Annotated in this window: 20 protein-coding genes, 2 tRNA genes and 1 pseudogene; 12 read left to right on the top strand and 11 right to left on the bottom strand. The window is 34.3% G+C overall.

Going from position 1 to position 19,179, the window contains the following annotated elements; translation table 11 throughout:
- The first annotated feature begins 1 nt into the window (after position 1).
- From galU to THEYE_RS04215, 8 genes are all read left to right on the top strand, one after another.
- Positions 2 to 871, top strand: a complete 870-nt coding sequence (galU, locus tag THEYE_RS04250; protein ID WP_012546586.1) for a UTP--glucose-1-phosphate uridylyltransferase GalU — start codon at positions 2 to 4, stop codon at positions 869 to 871.
- 84 nt (positions 872 to 955) lie between these two features.
- The gene (gene lon, locus THEYE_RS04245; protein ID WP_012545466.1) at positions 956 to 3,370 is read left to right on the top strand and encodes an endopeptidase La; all 2,415 of its coding nucleotides are present in this window, start codon (positions 956 to 958) and stop codon (positions 3,368 to 3,370) included.
- 8 nt (positions 3,371 to 3,378) lie between these two features.
- On the top strand, positions 3,379 to 4,380 hold the full coding sequence (gene thiL / locus THEYE_RS04240) for a thiamine-phosphate kinase (protein ID WP_012546377.1): 1,002 nt from the start codon (positions 3,379 to 3,381) through the stop codon (positions 4,378 to 4,380).
- Complete coding sequence (gene rimO, locus THEYE_RS04235) at positions 4,380 to 5,657, top strand: 30S ribosomal protein S12 methylthiotransferase RimO (protein ID WP_012546475.1); 1,278 nt, start codon at positions 4,380 to 4,382, stop codon at positions 5,655 to 5,657. Before thiL ends, rimO begins: the two co-directional genes overlap by 1 nt.
- Entirely contained in the window at positions 5,657 to 6,484 is an 828-nt protein-coding gene (locus THEYE_RS04230) for a site-2 protease family protein (protein WP_012545051.1), read from the top strand. Before rimO ends, THEYE_RS04230 begins: the two co-directional genes overlap by 1 nt.
- Before the next feature lie 3 nt (positions 6,485 to 6,487).
- A complete protein-coding gene (gene trmB, locus THEYE_RS04225) occupies positions 6,488 to 7,390 on the top strand; it encodes a tRNA (guanosine(46)-N7)-methyltransferase TrmB (protein ID WP_012545935.1) in 903 nt (300 codons plus the stop codon).
- Complete coding sequence (locus tag THEYE_RS04220; protein WP_012545505.1) at positions 7,387 to 7,800, top strand: hypothetical protein; 414 nt, start codon at positions 7,387 to 7,389, stop codon at positions 7,798 to 7,800. Before trmB ends, THEYE_RS04220 begins: the two co-directional genes overlap by 4 nt.
- 20 nt (positions 7,801 to 7,820) lie before the next feature.
- A complete protein-coding gene (locus THEYE_RS04215; RefSeq protein WP_012546483.1) occupies positions 7,821 to 8,327 on the top strand; it encodes a tetratricopeptide repeat protein in 507 nt (168 codons plus the stop codon).
- Here the strand turns inward: THEYE_RS04215 and THEYE_RS04210 are convergent.
- The 4 genes from THEYE_RS04210 to THEYE_RS04195 form a co-directional block, all read right to left on the bottom strand.
- Positions 8,296 to 8,961 carry a phosphorylase family protein gene (locus THEYE_RS04210; RefSeq protein WP_012546685.1) on the bottom strand — a complete coding sequence of 222 codons (666 nt, stop codon included), beginning with the start codon at positions 8,959 to 8,961 and terminating at the stop codon, positions 8,296 to 8,298. The two genes, THEYE_RS04215 and THEYE_RS04210, sit on opposite strands and share 32 nt — an antisense overlap.
- A 130-nt stretch (positions 8,962 to 9,091) precedes the next feature.
- A complete protein-coding gene (locus tag THEYE_RS04205; protein WP_012545411.1) occupies positions 9,092 to 10,396 on the bottom strand; it encodes a B12-binding domain-containing radical SAM protein in 1,305 nt (434 codons plus the stop codon).
- Positions 10,393 to 11,178 carry a tRNA (adenine-N1)-methyltransferase gene (locus THEYE_RS04200; RefSeq protein ID WP_012546052.1) on the bottom strand — a complete coding sequence of 262 codons (786 nt, stop codon included), beginning with the start codon at positions 11,176 to 11,178 and terminating at the stop codon, positions 10,393 to 10,395. Before THEYE_RS04200 ends, THEYE_RS04205 begins: the two co-directional genes overlap by 4 nt.
- Positions 11,179 to 11,197: 19 nt before the next feature.
- Positions 11,198 to 11,269, bottom strand: a tRNA-Gly gene (locus tag THEYE_RS04195).
- A 104-nt stretch (positions 11,270 to 11,373) separates the two neighbouring features.
- On the opposite strand from THEYE_RS04195, the gene THEYE_RS04190 reads away from it, so the two are divergent.
- Positions 11,374 to 11,868 (top strand): ribonuclease H-like YkuK family protein, encoded by a 495-nt coding sequence (locus tag THEYE_RS04190; protein WP_012546838.1) that lies wholly within the window; start codon positions 11,374 to 11,376, stop codon positions 11,866 to 11,868.
- 1 nt (position 11,869) lies between these two features.
- Here THEYE_RS04190 and THEYE_RS04185 read toward each other — a convergent pair.
- The 7 genes from THEYE_RS04185 to THEYE_RS04155 form a co-directional block, all read right to left on the bottom strand.
- Positions 11,870 to 11,941 (bottom strand) — tRNA-Thr (locus THEYE_RS04185).
- A 5-nt stretch (positions 11,942 to 11,946) separates the two neighbouring features.
- Positions 11,947 to 12,474 (bottom strand): macro domain-containing protein, encoded by a 528-nt coding sequence (locus THEYE_RS04180; protein ID WP_012545295.1) that lies wholly within the window; start codon positions 12,472 to 12,474, stop codon positions 11,947 to 11,949.
- An 83-nt stretch (positions 12,475 to 12,557) separates the two neighbouring features.
- Positions 12,558 to 13,708, bottom strand: a protein-coding gene (locus THEYE_RS04175) for an IS3 family transposase (RefSeq protein ID WP_422640666.1) whose coding sequence is annotated in 2 segments (ribosomal slippage) — positions 12,558 to 13,439 and positions 13,442 to 13,708 — 1,149 coding nt in all. Because the reading frame shifts where the segments join, the coding sequence is not laid out codon by codon here.
- A 74-nt stretch (positions 13,709 to 13,782) separates the two neighbouring features.
- A complete protein-coding gene (locus THEYE_RS04170) occupies positions 13,783 to 14,154 on the bottom strand; it encodes an AAA family ATPase (RefSeq protein ID WP_012545216.1) in 372 nt (123 codons plus the stop codon).
- 303 nt (positions 14,155 to 14,457) lie between these two features.
- Positions 14,458 to 14,736, bottom strand: a complete 279-nt coding sequence (locus THEYE_RS04165; protein ID WP_012545551.1) for an acylphosphatase — start codon at positions 14,734 to 14,736, stop codon at positions 14,458 to 14,460.
- A 12-nt stretch (positions 14,737 to 14,748) separates the two neighbouring features.
- Positions 14,749 to 16,032 (bottom strand): beta-barrel assembly-enhancing protease, encoded by a 1,284-nt coding sequence (locus THEYE_RS04160; protein ID WP_012544988.1) that lies wholly within the window; start codon positions 16,030 to 16,032, stop codon positions 14,749 to 14,751.
- Entirely contained in the window at positions 16,013 to 16,363 is a 351-nt protein-coding gene (locus THEYE_RS04155; RefSeq protein WP_012546341.1) for a molybdenum cofactor biosynthesis protein MoaE, read from the bottom strand. Before THEYE_RS04155 ends, THEYE_RS04160 begins: the two co-directional genes overlap by 20 nt.
- Positions 16,364 to 16,797: 434 nt before the next feature.
- Here THEYE_RS04155 and THEYE_RS04150 point away from each other — a divergent pair, with 434 nt between their 5' ends.
- From THEYE_RS04150 to THEYE_RS04145, 3 genes and pseudogenes are all read left to right on the top strand, one after another.
- A complete protein-coding gene (locus tag THEYE_RS04150; protein ID WP_164924833.1) occupies positions 16,798 to 17,790 on the top strand; it encodes an IS110 family RNA-guided transposase in 993 nt (330 codons plus the stop codon).
- Positions 17,791 to 17,971: 181 nt separating this feature from the next.
- Positions 17,972 to 18,259: a transposase gene (locus THEYE_RS10385; RefSeq protein ID WP_012545884.1), complete on the top strand. Its 288-nt coding sequence runs from the start codon at positions 17,972 to 17,974 to the stop codon at positions 18,257 to 18,259.
- A gap of 33 nt (positions 18,260 to 18,292) precedes the next feature.
- Positions 18,293 to 19,126: pseudogene (locus tag THEYE_RS04145) on the top strand (IS3 family transposase); the annotation flags it as partial.
- Positions 19,127 to 19,179: the final 53 nt, after the last annotated feature.

The raw sequence follows: 19,179 nt of genomic DNA, 5'->3' as shown, positions 1-19,179 counted from the left end.
AATGATTAAAAAGGCTGTCCTTCCTGTAGCAGGGCTTGGAACAAGATTTCTTCCCGCAACAAAGGCTTCACCGAAAGAAATGCTTCCTATAATAGATAAACCGCTTATTCAATATGCGGTTGAGGAAGCAGTAAAAGCAGGAATTGAAGAATTTTTATTTATCACAGGTAAACATAAAAGAGCTATTGAAGACCATTTTGACAAAGCTTATGAATTGGAAGAAAGACTCAAAACTGCTGGAAAGTATGAACTTTTAGACAAAATAAACTGTTTTGAAAATCTCAATTTTGCATATATTAGACAGAAAGAACCTAAAGGACTTGGAGATGCTATCCTCTGTGCTAAACCATTTGTCAAAGATGAAGCTTTTATAGTAATTCTCAGTGATGATTTAATAGACCCTGAATACTCTATTTTGAATGAAATGATGAAAATTTATGAAGCAAAAAAAGCTCCTGTAATAGCTCTTGAGGAAGTTCCTCTAAGTGAAGTTTCAAGATATGGCATAGTTTCTGGAAAAACAGTTAATGGTTATTACATTATTGACGACTTAGTAGAAAAGCCCGAAGCATCTTTTAGTCCTTCACGACTTGCAATAATTGGCAGATATATATTAACTCCTCAGATATTCAAATATCTTGAAAATCTTCAACCAGGTAAAAGCGGAGAAATTCAATTAACCGATGCTTTAAAATCGCTTTTAGAGGAAACTGCAATATATGGATATATTCTTAAGGGTAAAAGATACGATGCAGGAGAAAAGCTTGGCTATTTAAAAACAATAGTTGAATTTGCCTTGAAAGACAGGGAAATTTCTTCTGAGTTTGTAAAATTTCTACAGGAAAAACTCTCAAACTTTTACATCAACTAAAAAATCTTTTTTAAAAATATCAAAAATTTAGAAAAAACTGTTAAAATTAAACTAAAGATTGAAAAATTTTTTCAGGGGGCAAAAATGGATGAAATAAAAAAGGAAGATAAAGAACAAACCAATGAAAAACAAGAAAATAAAGAAATAGAAATACCAGAACAGCTTCCAATTCTGGCTGTAAGAGACATAGTTATTTTCCCTTACATGATAATTCCGCTATTTGTTGGAAGAGATATTTCTGTTAAAGCTGTTGAACATTCCTTAAATACTAACAGACTCATTCTTTTACTTACTCAGAAAGATTTCAATATAGAAACTCCCGAACCTCAAGACCTTTACAATATAGGGACAGTTTGCATGATTATGAGAATGCTGAGATTGCCTGATGGAAGGCTTAAAATACTTGTTCAAGGACTTTCAAAAGCAAAGGCATTAGAGTTTTCACAGTTTGAAGGTTTTTATCTTGCAAAAATAGAAAAAATTGAAGATATTCAACTAAAAGAATTTACTCTTGAACATGAAGCATTGGTAAGAACAGTAAAAGAGCAACTTGAAAAGGCAATTTCACTTGGGAAAAATATACCACCTGATGCAATGGTGATAATTGAAAATATTGATGAGCCGGGAAGGCTTGCTGACCTTATTGCTTCTAATCTCGGATTAAAAAGCTCTGAAGCACAGCAAATTCTTGAAATTACAGATCCTTTTGAAAGGTTAAATAAAATAAGAGAAATTCTTAATAGGGAAATTCAGTTGCTCACAATCCAGCAAAAAATTAAAAAAGAGGCAAGAGATGAAATAGATAAAACACAGAGAGAGTATTTTCTGAGAGAGCAGCTTAAAGCTATTCAGAAAGAGCTTGGAGACATTGATGAAAAAGCAGAAGAGATAAACGAATTTAGAAAAAAAATTGAAGAAGCAAAAATGCCTCAAAAAGTAAAAGAAGAAGCCGAAAAACAACTTAAAAGACTTGAAAGAATGCACCCTGAGGCAGCTGAATCAGCAGTTGTCAGAACATATCTTGAATGGTTGACTGAACTGCCATGGTCCCGTTCAACAGAAGATAGACTTGATATAAAAGCAGCTAAAGAAGTCCTCGACAAAGACCACTATGATCTTGAAAAAGTCAAAGAAAGAATACTTGAATATCTGAGTGTAAGAAAATTAAAGGAAAAAATGAAGGGACCAATTCTCTGCTTTATTGGTCCTCCAGGGGTTGGCAAAACCTCCTTAGGCCGCTCTATTGCAAAAGCTCTTGGTAGAGAATTTGTGAGAATATCTCTTGGAGGAGTAAGAGATGAAGCAGAAATTAGAGGACACAGAAGAACATATGTTGGAGCACTTCCTGGCAGAATAATTCAGGGTATAAGACAGGCAGGAACAAATAATCCTGTATTTATGCTTGATGAAATAGACAAACTTGGAATGGATTTCAGAGGTGATCCTTCTTCTGCACTTTTGGAAGTCCTTGACCCTGAGCAAAATAACAGTTTTGTTGACCATTACCTTGCTGTTCCATTTGATTTAAGCAATGTTATGTTTGTATGCACTGGTAATATTGCTGATACCATTCCTTCAGCTCTAAGAGATAGAATGGAAATAATATATCTTTCAGGATACACTGAAGAAGAAAAGCTTCAGATTGCAAAAAAATATCTAATTCCAAAACAACTTGAAGAACACGGGCTTAATTATTCAATTATGAAGATTAGCGATAAAGCCATAAAATATATAATTACTCATTACACAAGGGAAGCAGGAGTAAGAAATCTTGAAAGAGAAATAGCTAATCTATGTAGAAAAGTAGCTAAATTTATTACGGAGGGAAAAAAGAAAAAATTTTATATTACCCCCCAAAAAGTTTCTAAATTTATTGGTGCTCCTAAATATCTTCCAGAGGAAGAACTTAAAAAAGAAGAGGTCGGAGTTGCCACAGGTCTTGCTTGGACTGAAGCTGGCGGCGATGTAATATATGTTGAAGCAACTATCATGAAAGGGAAAGGAAATCTCATTCTTACGGGACAACTCGGTGAGGTTATGAAAGAGTCTGCACAAGCTGCTTTAAGCTATGTAAAATCAAAGGCTAAAGAACTAAAAATTGATGAAAAACTCTTCAGTACAATGGATTTACATATACATGTTCCTGCAGGTGCTATTCCTAAGGATGGTCCTTCAGCAGGAATAACAATGGCATCAGCAATTGCCTCTGTTTTCACAGGAAAACCTTTGAGAAAAGATGTTGCAATGACAGGAGAGATTACTTTAAGAGGAAGGGTTCTACCAATTGGAGGACTTAAAGAAAAAGTGCTTGCTGCAAAAAGAATGGGTATAAAAACAGTTATCATACCTAAAAGAAATAAAAAAGACCTTGAGGAATTACCGAAATATGTAAAGGAAGGAATGAAATTTATCCTTGCAGAATCAATGGATCAGGTTTTAAAACACATATTCTCAAAAATAAAAACAAAGATTGACAAAAAGCAAGTTGTAACTGTCTAATTGTATTTATGAAAAAAGATGAACTTACCCTTGTAAAAGAAATAAGAGATAGATTTTCATTGCCTGAAGATATTGGGATCGGAATAGGAGATGATGCAGCAGTTTTAAATCTTAAAAGTTCTGCGATTCTTACTACTGATTTAATGATTGAGGATGTTCATTTTGAGCTGAGCTATACATCTTTTTATCATCTTGGATTCAAGATTGTTTCTGTAAATGTGAGTGATATCTATGCAATGGGGGGAGATTTTAAGGGTTTTTTATTTTCTGCAGGAGTTCCAGAAACTGTATCGGACCAAGATTTTAAGGAATTATTTGATGGAATTGAAGATGCATTAAAACATTATGGTGGATTTTTAATTGGTGGTGACCTCTCAAGAAGTAAAAATATAGTTCTTTCAGGTTTTGCAGTTGGAGAGGCTGAAAAACCTATTTTAAGGAAAGGTGCACAGGCAGGCGATTTAATTTTCATAACGTCTTACCTTGGTCTTTCATCAGCTGGTTTAAATCTTCTAAACAATCTTTCTGATGATGAAAAAAGATTTATAAAATCAATTAGAAATTTCAAAAATTGCAAGGAATATCCTGATAGACTCTTAAAATTTAAGGGCATCAATGAAATTTTAGAGAGACACCTTATGCCTATTGCAAGAAAACCTGATAAATTCAAACATATTGCAAAGGCTATGATGGATATAAGTGATGGATTGCTTATTGATTTACATAGACTTTGTGAGGAAAATAAGGTTGGAGCAGAAATTTATTTAGATCAACTTCCTATTCATCCAGCGATTACAAAAATTGCAGATTATTTAAATATTGAACCTATGAACCCCATACTCTCTGGTGGTGAGGATTATGAGCTTCTTGTTATATCTGATAGGCAGGATGCTAAAGAGTTTGGTTTGATTCCTGTGGGGAGAATAGTTGAAGAAAAAGGTATATATCTGATAGATCCTCAGAGAGGCAAAATTCCTACAAAGCCAGAAGGTTGGCAGCATTTTCAATAATGAAAAATTTTACAGTAATCACTCTCGGATGTCCCAAAAACACTGTAGACTCACGCCATTTAATTGATGCATTAACAAAAGAAGGATTTTATTATGTGGAGGAGTTTAAAAAAGCAGATTTTGTTTTCATAAATACCTGCTGTTTTATAAATGATGCAAAAGAAGAATCAATTGATGAAATTTTAACAGCAGCAAAGTTTAAAATTGACAGAAAACTTATTGTTTTTGGATGTCTTTCAAAAAGATATGGAAAAGAATTGGAAAAAGAGATACCTGAAATTGATGCAGTTTTCGGTGTTGACGAAAAGGATAAAATAATAGACTATATTAAACAATTCAGCAAAAACTCTAATTTTATATCTCAAAATTTTCAATATACTGTAGAACCACCAAGCTATAGATATATAAAAATTGCTGAGGGATGTAGCAGAAGATGCAGTTTCTGTATAATTCCAGATGTTCGTGGTCCTTTTAGAAGTTTAAATCCTGAAGAGATACTTAAAGAAGTAGAGAATTTTGTTCATTCAGGAATAAAAGAGTTTATTTTGGTTGCTCAGGATATCACACAGTATGGTAAAGATTTGAAAGGATATACTTTGAAAAGACTTCTTAAAGATTTATGTTCTATAAAAGGAGATTTCTGGATAAGGCTTCTTTATCTTTATCCATCTGATATTGATGAAAATTTAATAGAAACAATTGCTGATGAAGAAAAAATCGTCAAATATCTTGATATTCCTATGCAACACAGTGAAGAAAGAATTCTCCGATTAATGGGAAGGAGAGGAACAAAAAAGGAGTATCTAAAAAAGATAAAACAAATTAGACAAGCAATACCGGAAGTTACCTTAAGAAGCACTTTTATTGTTGGCTTTCCTACAGAAACAGAAGAAGAGTTTCAAAGACTTGTTGACTTTATAGAAGAAGTTCAGTTTGACAGGCTTGGAGTATTTAAATACTCAAAAGAGGAAGGAACTAAGGCTTATAGTTTAAAGGGACAGATTCCTGAAAATGTTAAAAATAGAAGATATAATGAGATTATGGCAAGACAGGCAGTTATATCTCTTGAAAAAAACCGAGCACTTATTGGGAAAAAATATGAGGCATTGATAGATTATATTGATGCTGATATTGCAATAGCAAGGCTTTATTGTCATGCTCCAGAAATAGATGGTGTGGTAATATTAGAAAATACAGCAGATTTGAAAGCAGGAGAAAAAGTAACTATACTTATAACTGAAGGCTATGAATACGATGTGAAAGGAGTTATTGTTTAGTGAAAAAATATTTAATTCCTTTGATTCTTTTTATTATGACTATTTTTACAACTCTTTTTGCAGGAGCACTTCAGCAGGGGATTAATCTGTTTAAAGAGCCAATGAGGCTATGGGAAGGTTATCCATTTTCAATAAGTATAATGACAATTTTACTTGGACATGAGATGGGTCATTACTTTGCATCAAAAGCTCACAGAACAAAAGCAACATTGCCATATTTTATTCCTGCTCCTTCAATAATAGGAACTTTCGGAGCTTTTATAAAGATGAAATCACCTATTCTTACAAGAAAAGCACTTATTGACATAGGAGCAACAGGTCCGATAGTAGGCTTTATTTTATCTCTAATTGCTTGCATCATAGGGCTTAAAATGTCAAAAATCATTCCTTTAACTTATGGAGAAGATATGTTCATGCTTGGAGACTCTATTCTTTTTTCTTTACTTGTTAAGTTTACTCTTGGCAATATTCCGGCAGGTCAGGATGTTCTTCTTCATTCTGTTGCCTTTGCTGGATGGATAGGACTATTTGTAACTTCAATGAATCTTTTACCTGTAGGACAACTTGACGGCGGTCATATTGCATATGCATTATTTGGAAAATGGCATTTCTATATCTCACGAACAATGCTTTTTTTTATCGCTGCTTTAGGAGTCTTTTACTGGTATGGATGGCTTGTATGGGCATTATTGCTTGTCTTTTTAGGTGTAGACCATCCACCTATATTAGTATGGGAAAGTAGATTATCATTAAGTAGAAGAATTGTAGGAATATTGTCTTTTATTATTTTCCTATTGACCTTTACTCCTACACCTTTCAACTTTTAGTTTATGCAAACCTATATTGATTATAGAAAAGCTCAGAAACCTCTTAATCTTGATAACTTTATAGTTGAAATCGGTTTTGGTTCAGGGGATTTTTTAATCGCACTTGCTGAGAGAAACAGAGAGGAGATATTTTTCGGAATTGAAAAATCATGGATACCTGTTAACAAACTTTTAAAAAAATGTAAACTCAGAGAAATCAATAATATTTATTGTACACGGCTTGATGCTTACTGGGCATTTCAGCTTTTGTTCAAAGACAAAAGCGTCAAAATGATAATAATGAACTATCCAGACCCTTGGTTTAAAAAATCTCATGTTGAAAAAAGACTTACAAAAAGAGAGAATCTTTTTATTTATGCAAAAAAACTCATTCCCAATGGTGAAATTAAGATAAGAACAGATGATTATCCCTTTGTTGAGTTTACCTTACAAGAGAGTAATTTTCTGAAATGCTTTTCCACCAGTATTTCAAATCCCTCTATCAATGAGCCCTTAACAAAATATGAAAAAAAATGGCTTTCAATGGGCAAAAGTATATGGGATATTGTTCTTAAAAAAGAAAAAGAACCAGCACTTATAGAAGTCAAAAAAATTACGGAGGTGAAGGAGTTGTTTCCTGTAAAAGTATTCAATAAAGAATTGAATATTAATGCAATATCTCATAAGGAATTTAAGATTGAAGAGGGCTTATATTTAAAGTGTTTTTCTGTATGGAAAAGAAATCAGGATTATGCTATAGAAGTAGTTCTTTCAGAAAAGGATTTTCTTCAGGCTTTTCTTATAACTGCTAAAAAGAAAGATGAATACTTTATAATAGATGTATCTCAATTCAGTGAAATTTTAAAAACTGAAGGTGTGCAGAAGACATTAAATTTTTTAGCTAATTTATTTGTGGAGGCATTATGAAGAAAAAAATTATTGTATGCGTGCAACAGGACATCAAAAACACTATTAACTGGGCATTAAAAGACCTTCCGGTTGTTTCTGCTCAATATTTTGACCATATCTATCAAGTTGAGAAACTTTTTGCAGGAGAAACAGATTTTTGTGGAATAGTAATAGATTCAAAAATTGATAATGAAAGTTCAATTCCTTTTTTGCAGACAATTAGAGACAAATCCAAAATAAAAATTCTTCTTATAATTTCAGCTGATACTCCAAAGCAGGAAATATTAAAACTTATTCAGGACAGAATGGTTGATAATGTTATTATAAGACCCTTTAATGCAAATCAAATGGTTGATGCCGTTGCAAAAATATGCGGAATAGAAAGACCATCTGAAAAACCATGGTATATGTATACAAAGCCTCAGTAATTTTGCTATAATTTTTTGCTATGGAAAATAAAATCAACTTTGAAGAAAAACTGGAAGAAGCAAATCTACTTCTTAGATATAGAGAGTTTGAAGAAGCCTGTAAAATTTATGATGAGTTATTAAATGAAAACTATCAATCTCCTGAACTCTACAATAATTATGGTCTTGCACTTTTTTATCTTGATAAATTTAATGAAGCTGTAGAAAAATTCCAAAAAGCAATTGAAATTGACACTTCTTTTGCCTTAGCTTACGCAAACATGGGGCTTGTTTATTTAAATAAGGCTGAATATGAAAAGGCAGAACAATTTTTTTTGCAAGCACTTGAAAGAGACCCTGAAAATCCTGAAACACACTATAATATTGCAGTAACATATTATAGACTAAATAAAAAAACCGACGCATTGAAACACTATGAAGCATTTCTTGGTGTTTCAGGAGATGATTACGGAAAATTAAAAGAAAGCGTTCAAAAAATTATTGCTCAGATTAAATCTATTCAAAAAGAAGAGGGTTCTCAAGTATAAATTTCTGAACTATCTCCGCAGCATTTTTAACTTCTTTAGTTATTAAAAGTTCAGTTCTATCAGTAACTATGTTGCTAATACTTCTTATCTCAGTAACAGGAATATTATAAAGTTGACCAACTTTTGCTATAGCAGCGCCTTCCATATTTTCACATATAGCACCGAATTTTTTCTCAAGAAAATTTGCTCTTTTTAGATTTCCAGTGCAGGCTGAAACAGTGAGAAATGTTCCTTTTTTATAATTTTGTAATGAAGTAGGTATATGAAGGGGAAATTCCTGATAATCCATAAAAAGAAAAGAATTTTCACCAGTTTCACAATTGATTAATAGCCCTTGATCTGCTTCTATCTCCTTTTCAGCAACGGCAATATCACCAATATCAAGTCCAGAGGATGGATACGCTCCCGCTATTCCTGAGATAATTGCTTTATTTATGGGAAAGTTTTCAAATGCAAGGATTGATGCAATTGAAGCATTTATTTTCCCGATTCCTGATATACATAAGAGTATTTCATGCTTTTGTATTTTACCCTTTATAAAAGAAACTTTTTTTAAAACAAAACTTGATTTATTCTTTAATCTATCAAAAATTATCTCACACTCAATCGGAGTTGCAAAAAACAGTGCTATCAATTTATTTTGCTCTTTCAAGAAGTGATGGGTGAAGTGTTTGTTGTATTTTTTTAATTAAAATTTTAAATCTTCGTTCCATGCTTATCATTTTTGATTTTCTAACCATATTTAACCTCCACAAAATGCTGGATTATAATAGCAAATTAAATTGATTTACTTCAATTTTTAATCTTTGTAATTCTTCTTTTGAATATCCAGAAAAAAGTTCTGAAAAAATTGTATTATTGGTTAAAAGAGGATCCAAATCATCAGGGATAACTCCTTTTTTGACAAGTTCATCCCAGTAATAAGTTCCTTTTATAGGAGAAAACTCTGTTAAATGTATTCTAACTTTTAGTTTTTTCAGAAAATCAACCCCAACTCTTACTTCATCAAGGCTTTGTTCTGGCAATCCATACATTATATAAACACCTATATCTTGAGATAAAAATCCTGCTTCCTTAAGATAAAAAACTGCTTTTTCAAGTTCTTCATTAGTTACCTTTCCACCTGTTTCAATCTGTCTTTTAATATTTACGGTCTCAAGGCTCAATCTCAATGTTTTAAATCCAGCTTTTTTCATCAATTGAGCAACATTTTTATTAATAAATCTTGCATGAAGTCCATTTGGAGTATGAAACCTCAATTGAAAGTTTCTCTTGATTATTTCTCTAAGTAAGGGCTCTAAGTGTGTTTCAGATTTATAAAGCAATGCGTCATCATAAAAAGCAAAATCTCTTACACCCATATTATAGAGTTCTTCTATTTCATTGATAACTTCTTCTATTTTTCTTTGCTCAAATGATTTATATATGAGGGAAGATGCACAATAGTGACATCTAAACGGACATCCAGTAGAAGTTAATATGGGAGCATAGGGTATTTTATTGTAAAAACCTAACTGCCACCAGAATTTAGATTGTTCTCTGACTCTTTTAAGTTTGATTCCGAAATTACTGATATTATCAATCAGTCTATCTTCTATCTGTCCTGTATATATAGAATCAGCATTTATTTTTTCCTTTGCATGTTCCTTATAAAGTGTTGCATAAATTCCTCCGATAACTATTGGAATATTAGGGAACTTTTCCCTGATGATATTTACAACTTCATTTACTCCATACCACCAATAAGCCATTATTGATGTAATTAAAATCAAATCTACATGAGAAATCTCTTTTAGTTTATCTATGAACTCATCAAGACTAATTCCATATCTTTTATATTTTTTGGGAATATTTCTGAGAATATCAGGCTTTTCAACAATCTGATAACTATACTTTCCAGTTCCATATTTTTTAACTATAAATGAGTCACAGCAGTCAATGAAAAAAAGTTTTAGATTAAATTGACTTAAAAACTCAGCAACTTTGAGTAAGCCAAGAGGTCTTGCCCAGAAATTATAGGCAGCAAAATCATAAATCCATGGATTAATGAGTAAAACTCTGTAAGTCACGACAGTTTTCTAAAAGCAACAATAAATCCTGTATGTGCCACCATTCTTAATGCAGGCCTCAGGCTTAAACCTTCTTTTTCCCACTTTCTTTCAAGAAGTTCAAATATACCAATTTTATAGAGGCGGTCATAAAATTTTTTATCAAACTCTTCCATTAAACTATAAATCTGAAGAACTGTTGTGAGATAGCAGCCAATAATGCCTCCTGGTTTCAAAACATCTATAACTTTATCAAGAAAAAGCCATGGTTCTGTAAGGTCAAGAATTACTCTGTCAAAATCCTTTTCATCTATTCCTTCAGAAATATCTTTATTTTCAAGGGTTAATTCTCCGTATGATTTGTTCTTCATAAATTTTTCAATATTTACTTTTGCTGTTTCATGGAAATCTTTTCTCTTCTCATAAGATACTATTTTCCCGCTTTCGCCCACTGCTCTTAAAAGATATAAAGTCAGTGCTCCAGAACCTGTTCCTGCTTCAAAAACTTTTGCTCCTGGAAAAATATCAAGAAGAGTTATAATTCTTGATATATCCTTCGGATAGATAATCTGAGCACCTCTTTTCATTTTAAGTATATATTCTTCAAGAGTAGGTTTAAAAACATAAAGTTTTTCTCCCATAGAAGAGAAAACTTTAAGTCCGTCATTTTTACCAATAATATCATTAAATTGCACGTATCCTTTATGAAAGGAAAAGGTGGCATCTTTTTTTAAACTAACAAGATACTTTCTACCTTTTGAATCTATGAGGAGTGCTAAATCTTCTTCTTTGAATATTGACAAACTTAACCTCCAATAAAAAAGCGGGCGACGGGATTCGAACCCGCGACCTTCAGCTTGGGAAGCTGACACTCTCCCGCTGAGTTACGCCCGCAAAGTGCTATAAATTTTTATAGCATTGTAGATTAAAATATGTCAATTAGTAAACTTCTCTGTTGATTATGTTAATTTTATTAAAATTTGGTAAGATAAAAATAAATGGAAGCTGAGTCGTTAATAAAATCAGTTTTTAATAGTCCAACGTTTGGTTCTGTATCTTTTGAGCAAGTCTTTGAGAAAATAATAGAATTTGTCAAAGAAGAACCAGACAAAAAATATAGCCTGATTGTAGGCAGTGATTCTTTCCCCGGAGAAGAGACCATATTTGTGACAGCAATAATAATTCATCGTAAAGGTTCAGGGGGTAGATATTTCTATAGAAAACTTAAATATGAAAAAATGGACAATTTAAAATTAAGAATATTTACCGAAGCCTCTTTAAGTTTGGAAATTGCTGAAGCTTTGAAAAAAAAGCTTTCTGAAAATGGTGTTTCCCGTTTACCAGTAGAGATACATCTTGATGTGGGGAAAAATGGAGCAACAAGAAGTTTGGTAAAAGAAGTCATAAAAATGATTATAGGTTCGGGTTATATAGCAGTAACTAAACCTGATTCCTTCGGAGCTTCAAAAGTAGCAGATAGACACACAAATTAAAAGCCGGGAATGGGATTTGAACCCACGACCGGTCGATTACGAATCGACTGCTCTACCGCTGAGCTATCCCGGCTTTCTTTATATTTTATCAAACTCTTGTTTAAAGTAGCGATAAGTCTCTTCATCAAAAAGGCAAAATTCTATAGTTTCAAGGGAAGTTGACTGACTCTTTAAATATTCAGCTACTGTTGTAACAAGAATCTTAGCTACCATGCTTTTTGGACATCCATAAATACCAGAGCTTATGGCAGGAAAAGAAATGCTTTTCAATTGGTATTCTTCTGCTTTTCTGAGACTACTCAATACAGCACTTTTCAATTTATTCTCTTCATCTCCTTCACCCCATTTAGGTCCTACAGCATGGATAACATATTTTGTCTTCAAAGAGCCAGCAGATGTTATTGCTGCTGAGCCTGTTGGAACAAAACCTATTCTATCACTTTCTTCCTGTATTATATACCCTCCTTTTCGCACAATTGCTCCAGCAACCCCTCCTCCATGTTTAAGATAATTATTCGCAGCATTTACTATAGCATCTGTATTTCTTTCTGTTATGTCTCCAACAATTATTCTCATAATTTTATTGTTTATCTTTTTTTCATCCATAAAACACCTCCTCCTATAATATACCAAGATTGTACTGCACCCCATTTTTGAGGACACTTTTAAATCTTCCAATTTGTAGAGCCTCATGCAACATTTCTCTGCTGCTCCCTGTAGTATTTTAACTCATACTCCTCTGGTGATAAATATCCTAAAGCACTGTGCACATAAAGCTTGTTGTAACAATTCGTTATCCAGTCCTCTATCCTTTCTCTGGCTTCATCAAGGCTTCTAAACTCATTTAGCCATATCAATTCCTCTTTTATCGTCCTTATTACCCTCTCAGTGTCAGCATTCCCTTTAGGATTGTCATAAGATGTAAATATTTGCTCTATTCCAAGCACTGCCATTTCCTTCATAAATGCTCGGCTTGTTGGTTGACTGCCATTATCACTAACAAGCTTTAATCCTCTGCCTCTTACTCCTTCTTTAAATTCAGAAACCAATCCCTTATCCAATGCAGACTTCCATTCAGCTGTCCTTCCCCTTAATGATATCTCCCAACCCACTATTTTCTTAGTATACCAGTCAAGCACCACTACTAAATATGCCCATCCAATACAAGGTATCATAAATTTGGTCATGTCAATTCCCCAGATTTCTTTCGGTCTTTGAGTTCTGGGCTTTCTCCCCTCAGCTTTCCTCTTAGCTTTATGAACTGTCTGGCTTGCAAGTAAGCTATGCTCCTTCATTATCTTGCTTACTGTCTTATGATTAATCAGAACTCCTTCCCTGTGCCTTAACCATGCTGTCACTCTCCTGTATCCCCAAAATGGATGCTCACTTTTTATAGCTTTTATTTTCTCTAATATCTCTATCTCATTTATTTTCTTCGGTTTTTCAATCTCTCTGAGATTAATAAAACTATAATACCTGCTTCTTGATAATCCCGATGCTTTACAAGACTCTTTCACTGTATAGCCTTCTTTGAGTAATTGCTTAACCAATTCTATTTTCTCCCTAACAGTTCTTCTGTTTTTTTTAATATCTCTATCTGGATTGCCTGTTTCCCTATGATTCTCTGAAGCTTGTCTATCTCTGCTCTGTAAATGCTTTCATCAGCACTACCACTGTTAAGTGCTTTTTTACCACCTTCCAAAAATTTGTCTCTCCAGCGATAATAAAGTCCTTGACTGATTTTATGTTCCCTACAGATGTCAGCTACAGATTTGACTCCTTTAATTCCTTCCAAAACTATCGCCATTTTTTCCTCTGCTGTCCATTTCCTTTGTTTCATTTATACTGCCCCCTATAAAGTCTTTTCTTTCTGCTTATGCAGAAAGTTTAACCTCTACTAATTGACTGTGTCCACTATTTAAGGGGTTCAGTATAGGATTCTTTACCAAGAATTAAGACAGGATTTACTCTATGATTTTCATCATTCCATTTGAAATTATCTTCAACGAATTCTTCATTAAATACTCTGATTGAAAGATTATTATTTTCTATATCTCTTTCTGTAATTTTTCCGTTATTAGTTTCAATAGTAAATTGAAGGTGGGGGTAATCTGGATGAGTTTTTTTTATCTCTAAACAATGAAAGAGTCTTGAAAGAGTTGTTTTGCCAGAGTAATTCCAACCATAAATAAAATTATATCTTTTAAAAACTTCACAGAATTGGCTATTCCATGAAAACCCTGAATAAGTTCCAAGATTTTTAATGTTTTCAATTTTTTTGAACATGCTAATTCTCCTCCTTATTCTTTTATTTTTCTCTCATATACACCTCCTTCACCAGTCCTTTTGTATTTCTTTCAATTATTTGTCCACTTCATTTTCGCTTATTTTAACATCAAAATTTTGCTTGGAGACATTATACTCGCTGTCAAAAATTTTTTCAAATATTTCTAAATACTCCAGGTGGGGGAATAATGATGAGAAGTAATCTTGATATTAATTTGAAATATTTGAGTGTTTATCTCTACATTGAATTCCTGCTGATTTCTTAAACCTGAACTTCACTTTTTTAAGACTGCCATCATTAGATCAGGAAGCAGTCCTTTTTATCTCAAATCCTTTTAAACCTTCAGGCTCTTCCCATATTATTTCAATATTGTCAACTCTGGCATGAGGTGGACCTTCTTTGCAACGTTGTATAGCAATAGAGATTTTCTCTTCTTCTCCTTCAAATACTGCTTCAACTCTTCCATCTCTCAGATTTCTAACCCAACCATTTAATCTGAGAGATAGAGCAATCTCTTCTGTAAAAGCTCTGTAAAAAACTCCCTGAACTCTGCCACTTATAAAAAGATGCGCTCTTTTCATTTTTTAGCTCCCTCAGTAACCTCTTAATGCTTTTAATCTTCTTTGAGCATCAGCTTCCCACCCACGTTTGCCGTCTGTAAGCTGAAGTGCTGTGGAAAGATTGTCAATTGCCTTTGTTCTGTTGCCTACTGCCTGATAGTTTACTCCTAAGTAATAATAAAGGTCTGCATTATCATTTATGAGATTCTTAGCTTTTTCAAGAGTGTTTATGCTCGCATTCCACTGCCCTATTTGGTTTTGAGCTACGCCTTTTATTAACATTGGTCTAAAATAGAGACTGTCAAGGGAAATAGCTCTGTCAGCATCAGAAATGGCTTCATTGTATTTTTTTAAATTTAGATTTACTAAGGCTCTGTAAGTATAGGCATAATTGCTTCCGTATCTTGCTATTGCTCTGTCAAGAAGATTTAATGCTTGAGTGTAATTGCGTGATTTAATGTATTTTTTAGCTTCCTCAACCATATCATAGGATTCTTTAGTTGATTTTAGGATTTCATGAACTCTATTAAACTCATTGCTATTTTGTTTTAGTCTTTGAGAATCTGGATACTGCTGAGCTATCATTTGTTGGACATTTTTTATTCTTGTATCTGGCAAAGGATGGGTGCTTAGCCACTCAACAGACATACCCCTTTCAAGAGTTTTGAATTTTTCAAACATTGTCACAAGACCCCAAGGATCATATCCTGACTGATAGGCAAATCTTACTCCCAGTGCATCAGCTTCGTTTTCTTGGTCACGGCTAAATTTCAATTGAAGTAATCCTGCGGAAATTTGAGCGACTGTCATGACTGCTGAGGCATAGTTACTGCCTTGTAAAGCTATCCCAAGAATGCTTACAAGAGCATTCATACCGAAACTCTTTTCAAGAAATTTAGCATGATGCCTTGCATTTATGTGTCCAAGTTCATGGGCTAAAACACCAACAAGTTCGCTTTCTCTTTCCATTTTGAGTATTATTCCTCTGGTAATGAACACAGGACCTCCGGGCAATGCAAAAGCATTGATTTCTGGCGAGTTTACAATATAAAACTGATACTCCACCTTTCTTGGAGTGACAGCCGCAATCCTTGCTCCGAGTTGTCTGATGTAATTTTGAACTTCTCTGTCAGGATACAAACCTTCGTTTTCGTTTATCCCGGATGGAACAACTTTCTGTCCTATCTCAATTTCTTGTTTGGTAGAAAGCAGAGTATAGGTTTTTTTGCCAGAGATTGGGTCAATTTCAGCAACACATGACAGGGATAAAAGAGAGATTAAAGCTATGATGAAAACTTTAAAAAATTTCTTCTTCATTTACAACCTCATTTTTAATCTTTCCAACAAGTTCTTGCAAAGCTGGAAAAACATCTGTGCGCAGTCTCCCAGCCACAAGCACTATCATTATATCATCTCCAACTTTTAGCTCTCCTTCATTTATCCATACTCTAACATCCACAATACCTTGTTTTGTTTTTATATCATGAATTATTTCATTGAGTTTTTTAGCATCATAGGAAAGTTTCATACCCTTAACAGGTTTTCCATCCTTTGAAGTTTCTCTAACGATTCCGTTATGAATAAGTATCATACCAGCAGATTTACTTTGAGGATTTTCTTTGATTTCTCTGAGCCAGTTGTCTATCATAATAATTTAGTTTAACAAAAATCTCTTTTTTGGTTAAGATATTTTTTGGCATAGAAGGTGGTTATCATACCTCGCAGACCCTTCGCCTACGGCTTAGGGCTGCTTCGCTTGGAATAACACCCCTGTCTATCATCCCGGAAGAAGCGGTATCTTTTCTGCCATTCCGAGGTATGCCTTTTCTGTCATCGTATATTAAATAATGGAGGTTAAAGATCGTGGTGATGGTTTACAATTATAGAGGAGGAGTAAAAGTGAAGGAGAGGAAGAGCGAGTTGTCATTGGTCATGCAAGACCGTTCGGAATGTTGCTCCCTCTCCTTGCGATTCCTGAACCTGAACGGGAACATCAGGTCTGGAACCTGTATTACTTACCACGATGATAGGTTAAAGGAAGTCCTCCTAAAAAATCAATATACTAATAAGGAGGGGTTTATAATGAGCACTTACAAAGTTTTTATAGGCATTGATGTATCAAAGAAGTATCTTAATGCAGCGATACTCAATGGAGACACTACAGTAACATTTAAGAGTTTATATTGTCCAGAGGAATTTGAGAAGGAATTGAATAGGCATTTGAAAGAGATAAAAAAATCGGAGTTACTAATTGTTATGGAGCATACAGGGGTCTATCATCTGAGATTGGCTCATTATCTGTATGAGAGTGGATATAATGTAGGAGTGATTAATCCTTATTCAATGAGGAAATTTTTTGAGGCAAAGGGCAAGAGAGCAAAGACAGACAAAGTAGACTCCATAGTGATAGCTGAGTATGGGAGGCAATTTTTTGATGGGAAGCTATATAGACCTAAGACAGAGGCTCAGAAGCAAATAGAAACTCGGTTGAGGTTACTTGATGATTTTCAGAAGCAGATAAACATGGTTAAGAATCAGAGGGAGGCATTGAGCCATGTTCCTATGGAGGGCATCAAGAAAGTGCTAAGGTATTATGATGGGATAATAAAGGCACTGAGCAGTAGCATGAAAAAAGTAGAGAAAGAAATACAGAAGCTTTGCAGGGAAAAATTTAAGAAGCAGTGGGAATTACTTGAGAGCATACCTGGGATAAGTGACAGAGCGATAAGTGTAGTAGTATCAATGCTTAGGGGATTTGAGGGGTTTAGCAGAGCGAAGGAAGTAGGGAGTTTTGTAGGGATATGTCCCTCGCCGTATGAGAGTGGAGATACAGTGAGGGGGAGGGGAAGCATAATGAAGAGGGGCAACAGTTATGTGAGGAAGGTTTTTTATATGTGTACACTGTCAGCGATAAGGGTGAATGTATATTGCAAGGGATTATATGAGAGATTATTGAAAAAAGGGAAGTCAAAGAAGTTGGCATTGGTGGCAGTGGGGCATAAGTTGCTCAGGCAGTGTTTTGGAGTATTGAGAAGTGGGAAAGAATTCAATCCCAGTTTGGTAAAAAGCACTTGACAAAAGAACACGGAACATTCCGAACGTAGTGAGGAATCTCCTCATGAGGAGACCCTTCGGCTTACGCCTCAGGGTGACAGAAAGGGTATACTGAACCCCTTAAATAGTGGACACAGTCAATTAGTAGAGGTTAAACTTTCTGCATAAGCAGAAAGAAAAGACTTTATAGGGGGCAGTATAAATGAAACAAAGGAAGTGGACAGCAGAAGAAAAAATGGCGATAGTTTTGGAAGGAATTAAAGGAGTCAAATCAGTAGCTGACATCTGCAGGGAGCACAAAATAAGTCAAGGACTTTATTATCGCTGGAGAGACAAATTTTTGGAAGGTGGTAAAAAAGCACTTAACAGTGGCAGTGCTGATGAAAGCATTTACAAAGCAGAGATAGACAAGCTTCAGAGAATCATAGGGAAACAGGCAATCCAGATAGAGATATTAAAAAAAACAGAAGAACTGTTAGGGAGAAAATAGAATTGGTTAAGCAATTTACGCAAAGAAGGCTATACAGTGAAAGAGTCTTGTAAAGCATTGGGATTGTCAAGAAGCAGGTATTATAGTTTTGTTAAATCCAGGGAGGCTGAAAAACCGAAGCGAATAAAAAATGTTTTAGAGTTAGTACTAAAAATAAAAGCTATAAAAGCAGAACATCCTTTTTGGGGATACCGGAGGGTGACTGCCTGGCTGAGACACAGAGAAGGAGTTTTTGTTAATCATAAGACAGTAAGAAAGATAATGAAAGAGCATGGATTACTTGTCAGCCAGATAGTTCACAGGGCTAAAAGGAAATCTGAGGGTAGAAAGCCCAGGGCGAACAGACCGAAAGAAATCTGGGGAATTGACATGACTAAATTTATGATACCTTGTATTGGATGGGCATATTTAATAGTGGTACTTGACTGGTATACGAAGAAAATAGTGGGCTTGGAGGTTTCATTAAGGGCAAGGACGGCTGAATGGATGGCTGCATTAGATAAGGCATTACAGGCTGAATTTCAAGACAGGATAAGAGGCAGTGGATTAAAGCTTGTAAGTGACAACGGCAGTCAGCCCACATCCAGGGCTTTTATGAGGGAAATGGCAGTGCTTGGAGTAGAGCAAATATTTACATCTTATGACAATCCTAAGGGAAATGCTGACACTGAGAGGGTAATAAGAACGATAAAAGAGGAATTGATATGGCTCAATGAGTTTAGGAGCCTTGATGAAGCCAGAGAGATGATAGAGGACTGGATAACGAATTGTTACAACAGGCTTTATGTGCACAGTGCTTTAGGATATTTATCACCAGAGGAGTATGAGTTAAAATACTACATGGAGCAGAAAAGAAATGTTGCATAAGGCTCTACAAATTGGAAGACTTAAAAGTGTCCTCAAAAATGGGGTGCAGTACA

Origin of the sequence: Thermodesulfovibrio yellowstonii DSM 11347 (assembly GCF_000020985.1) — a bacterium.
Classification (GTDB): Bacteria; Nitrospirota; Thermodesulfovibrionia; order Thermodesulfovibrionales; family Thermodesulfovibrionaceae; genus Thermodesulfovibrio; species Thermodesulfovibrio yellowstonii.
Note: the sequence above shows the minus strand (reverse complement) of the source record. Positions and strands in the feature narration are given on the sequence as shown.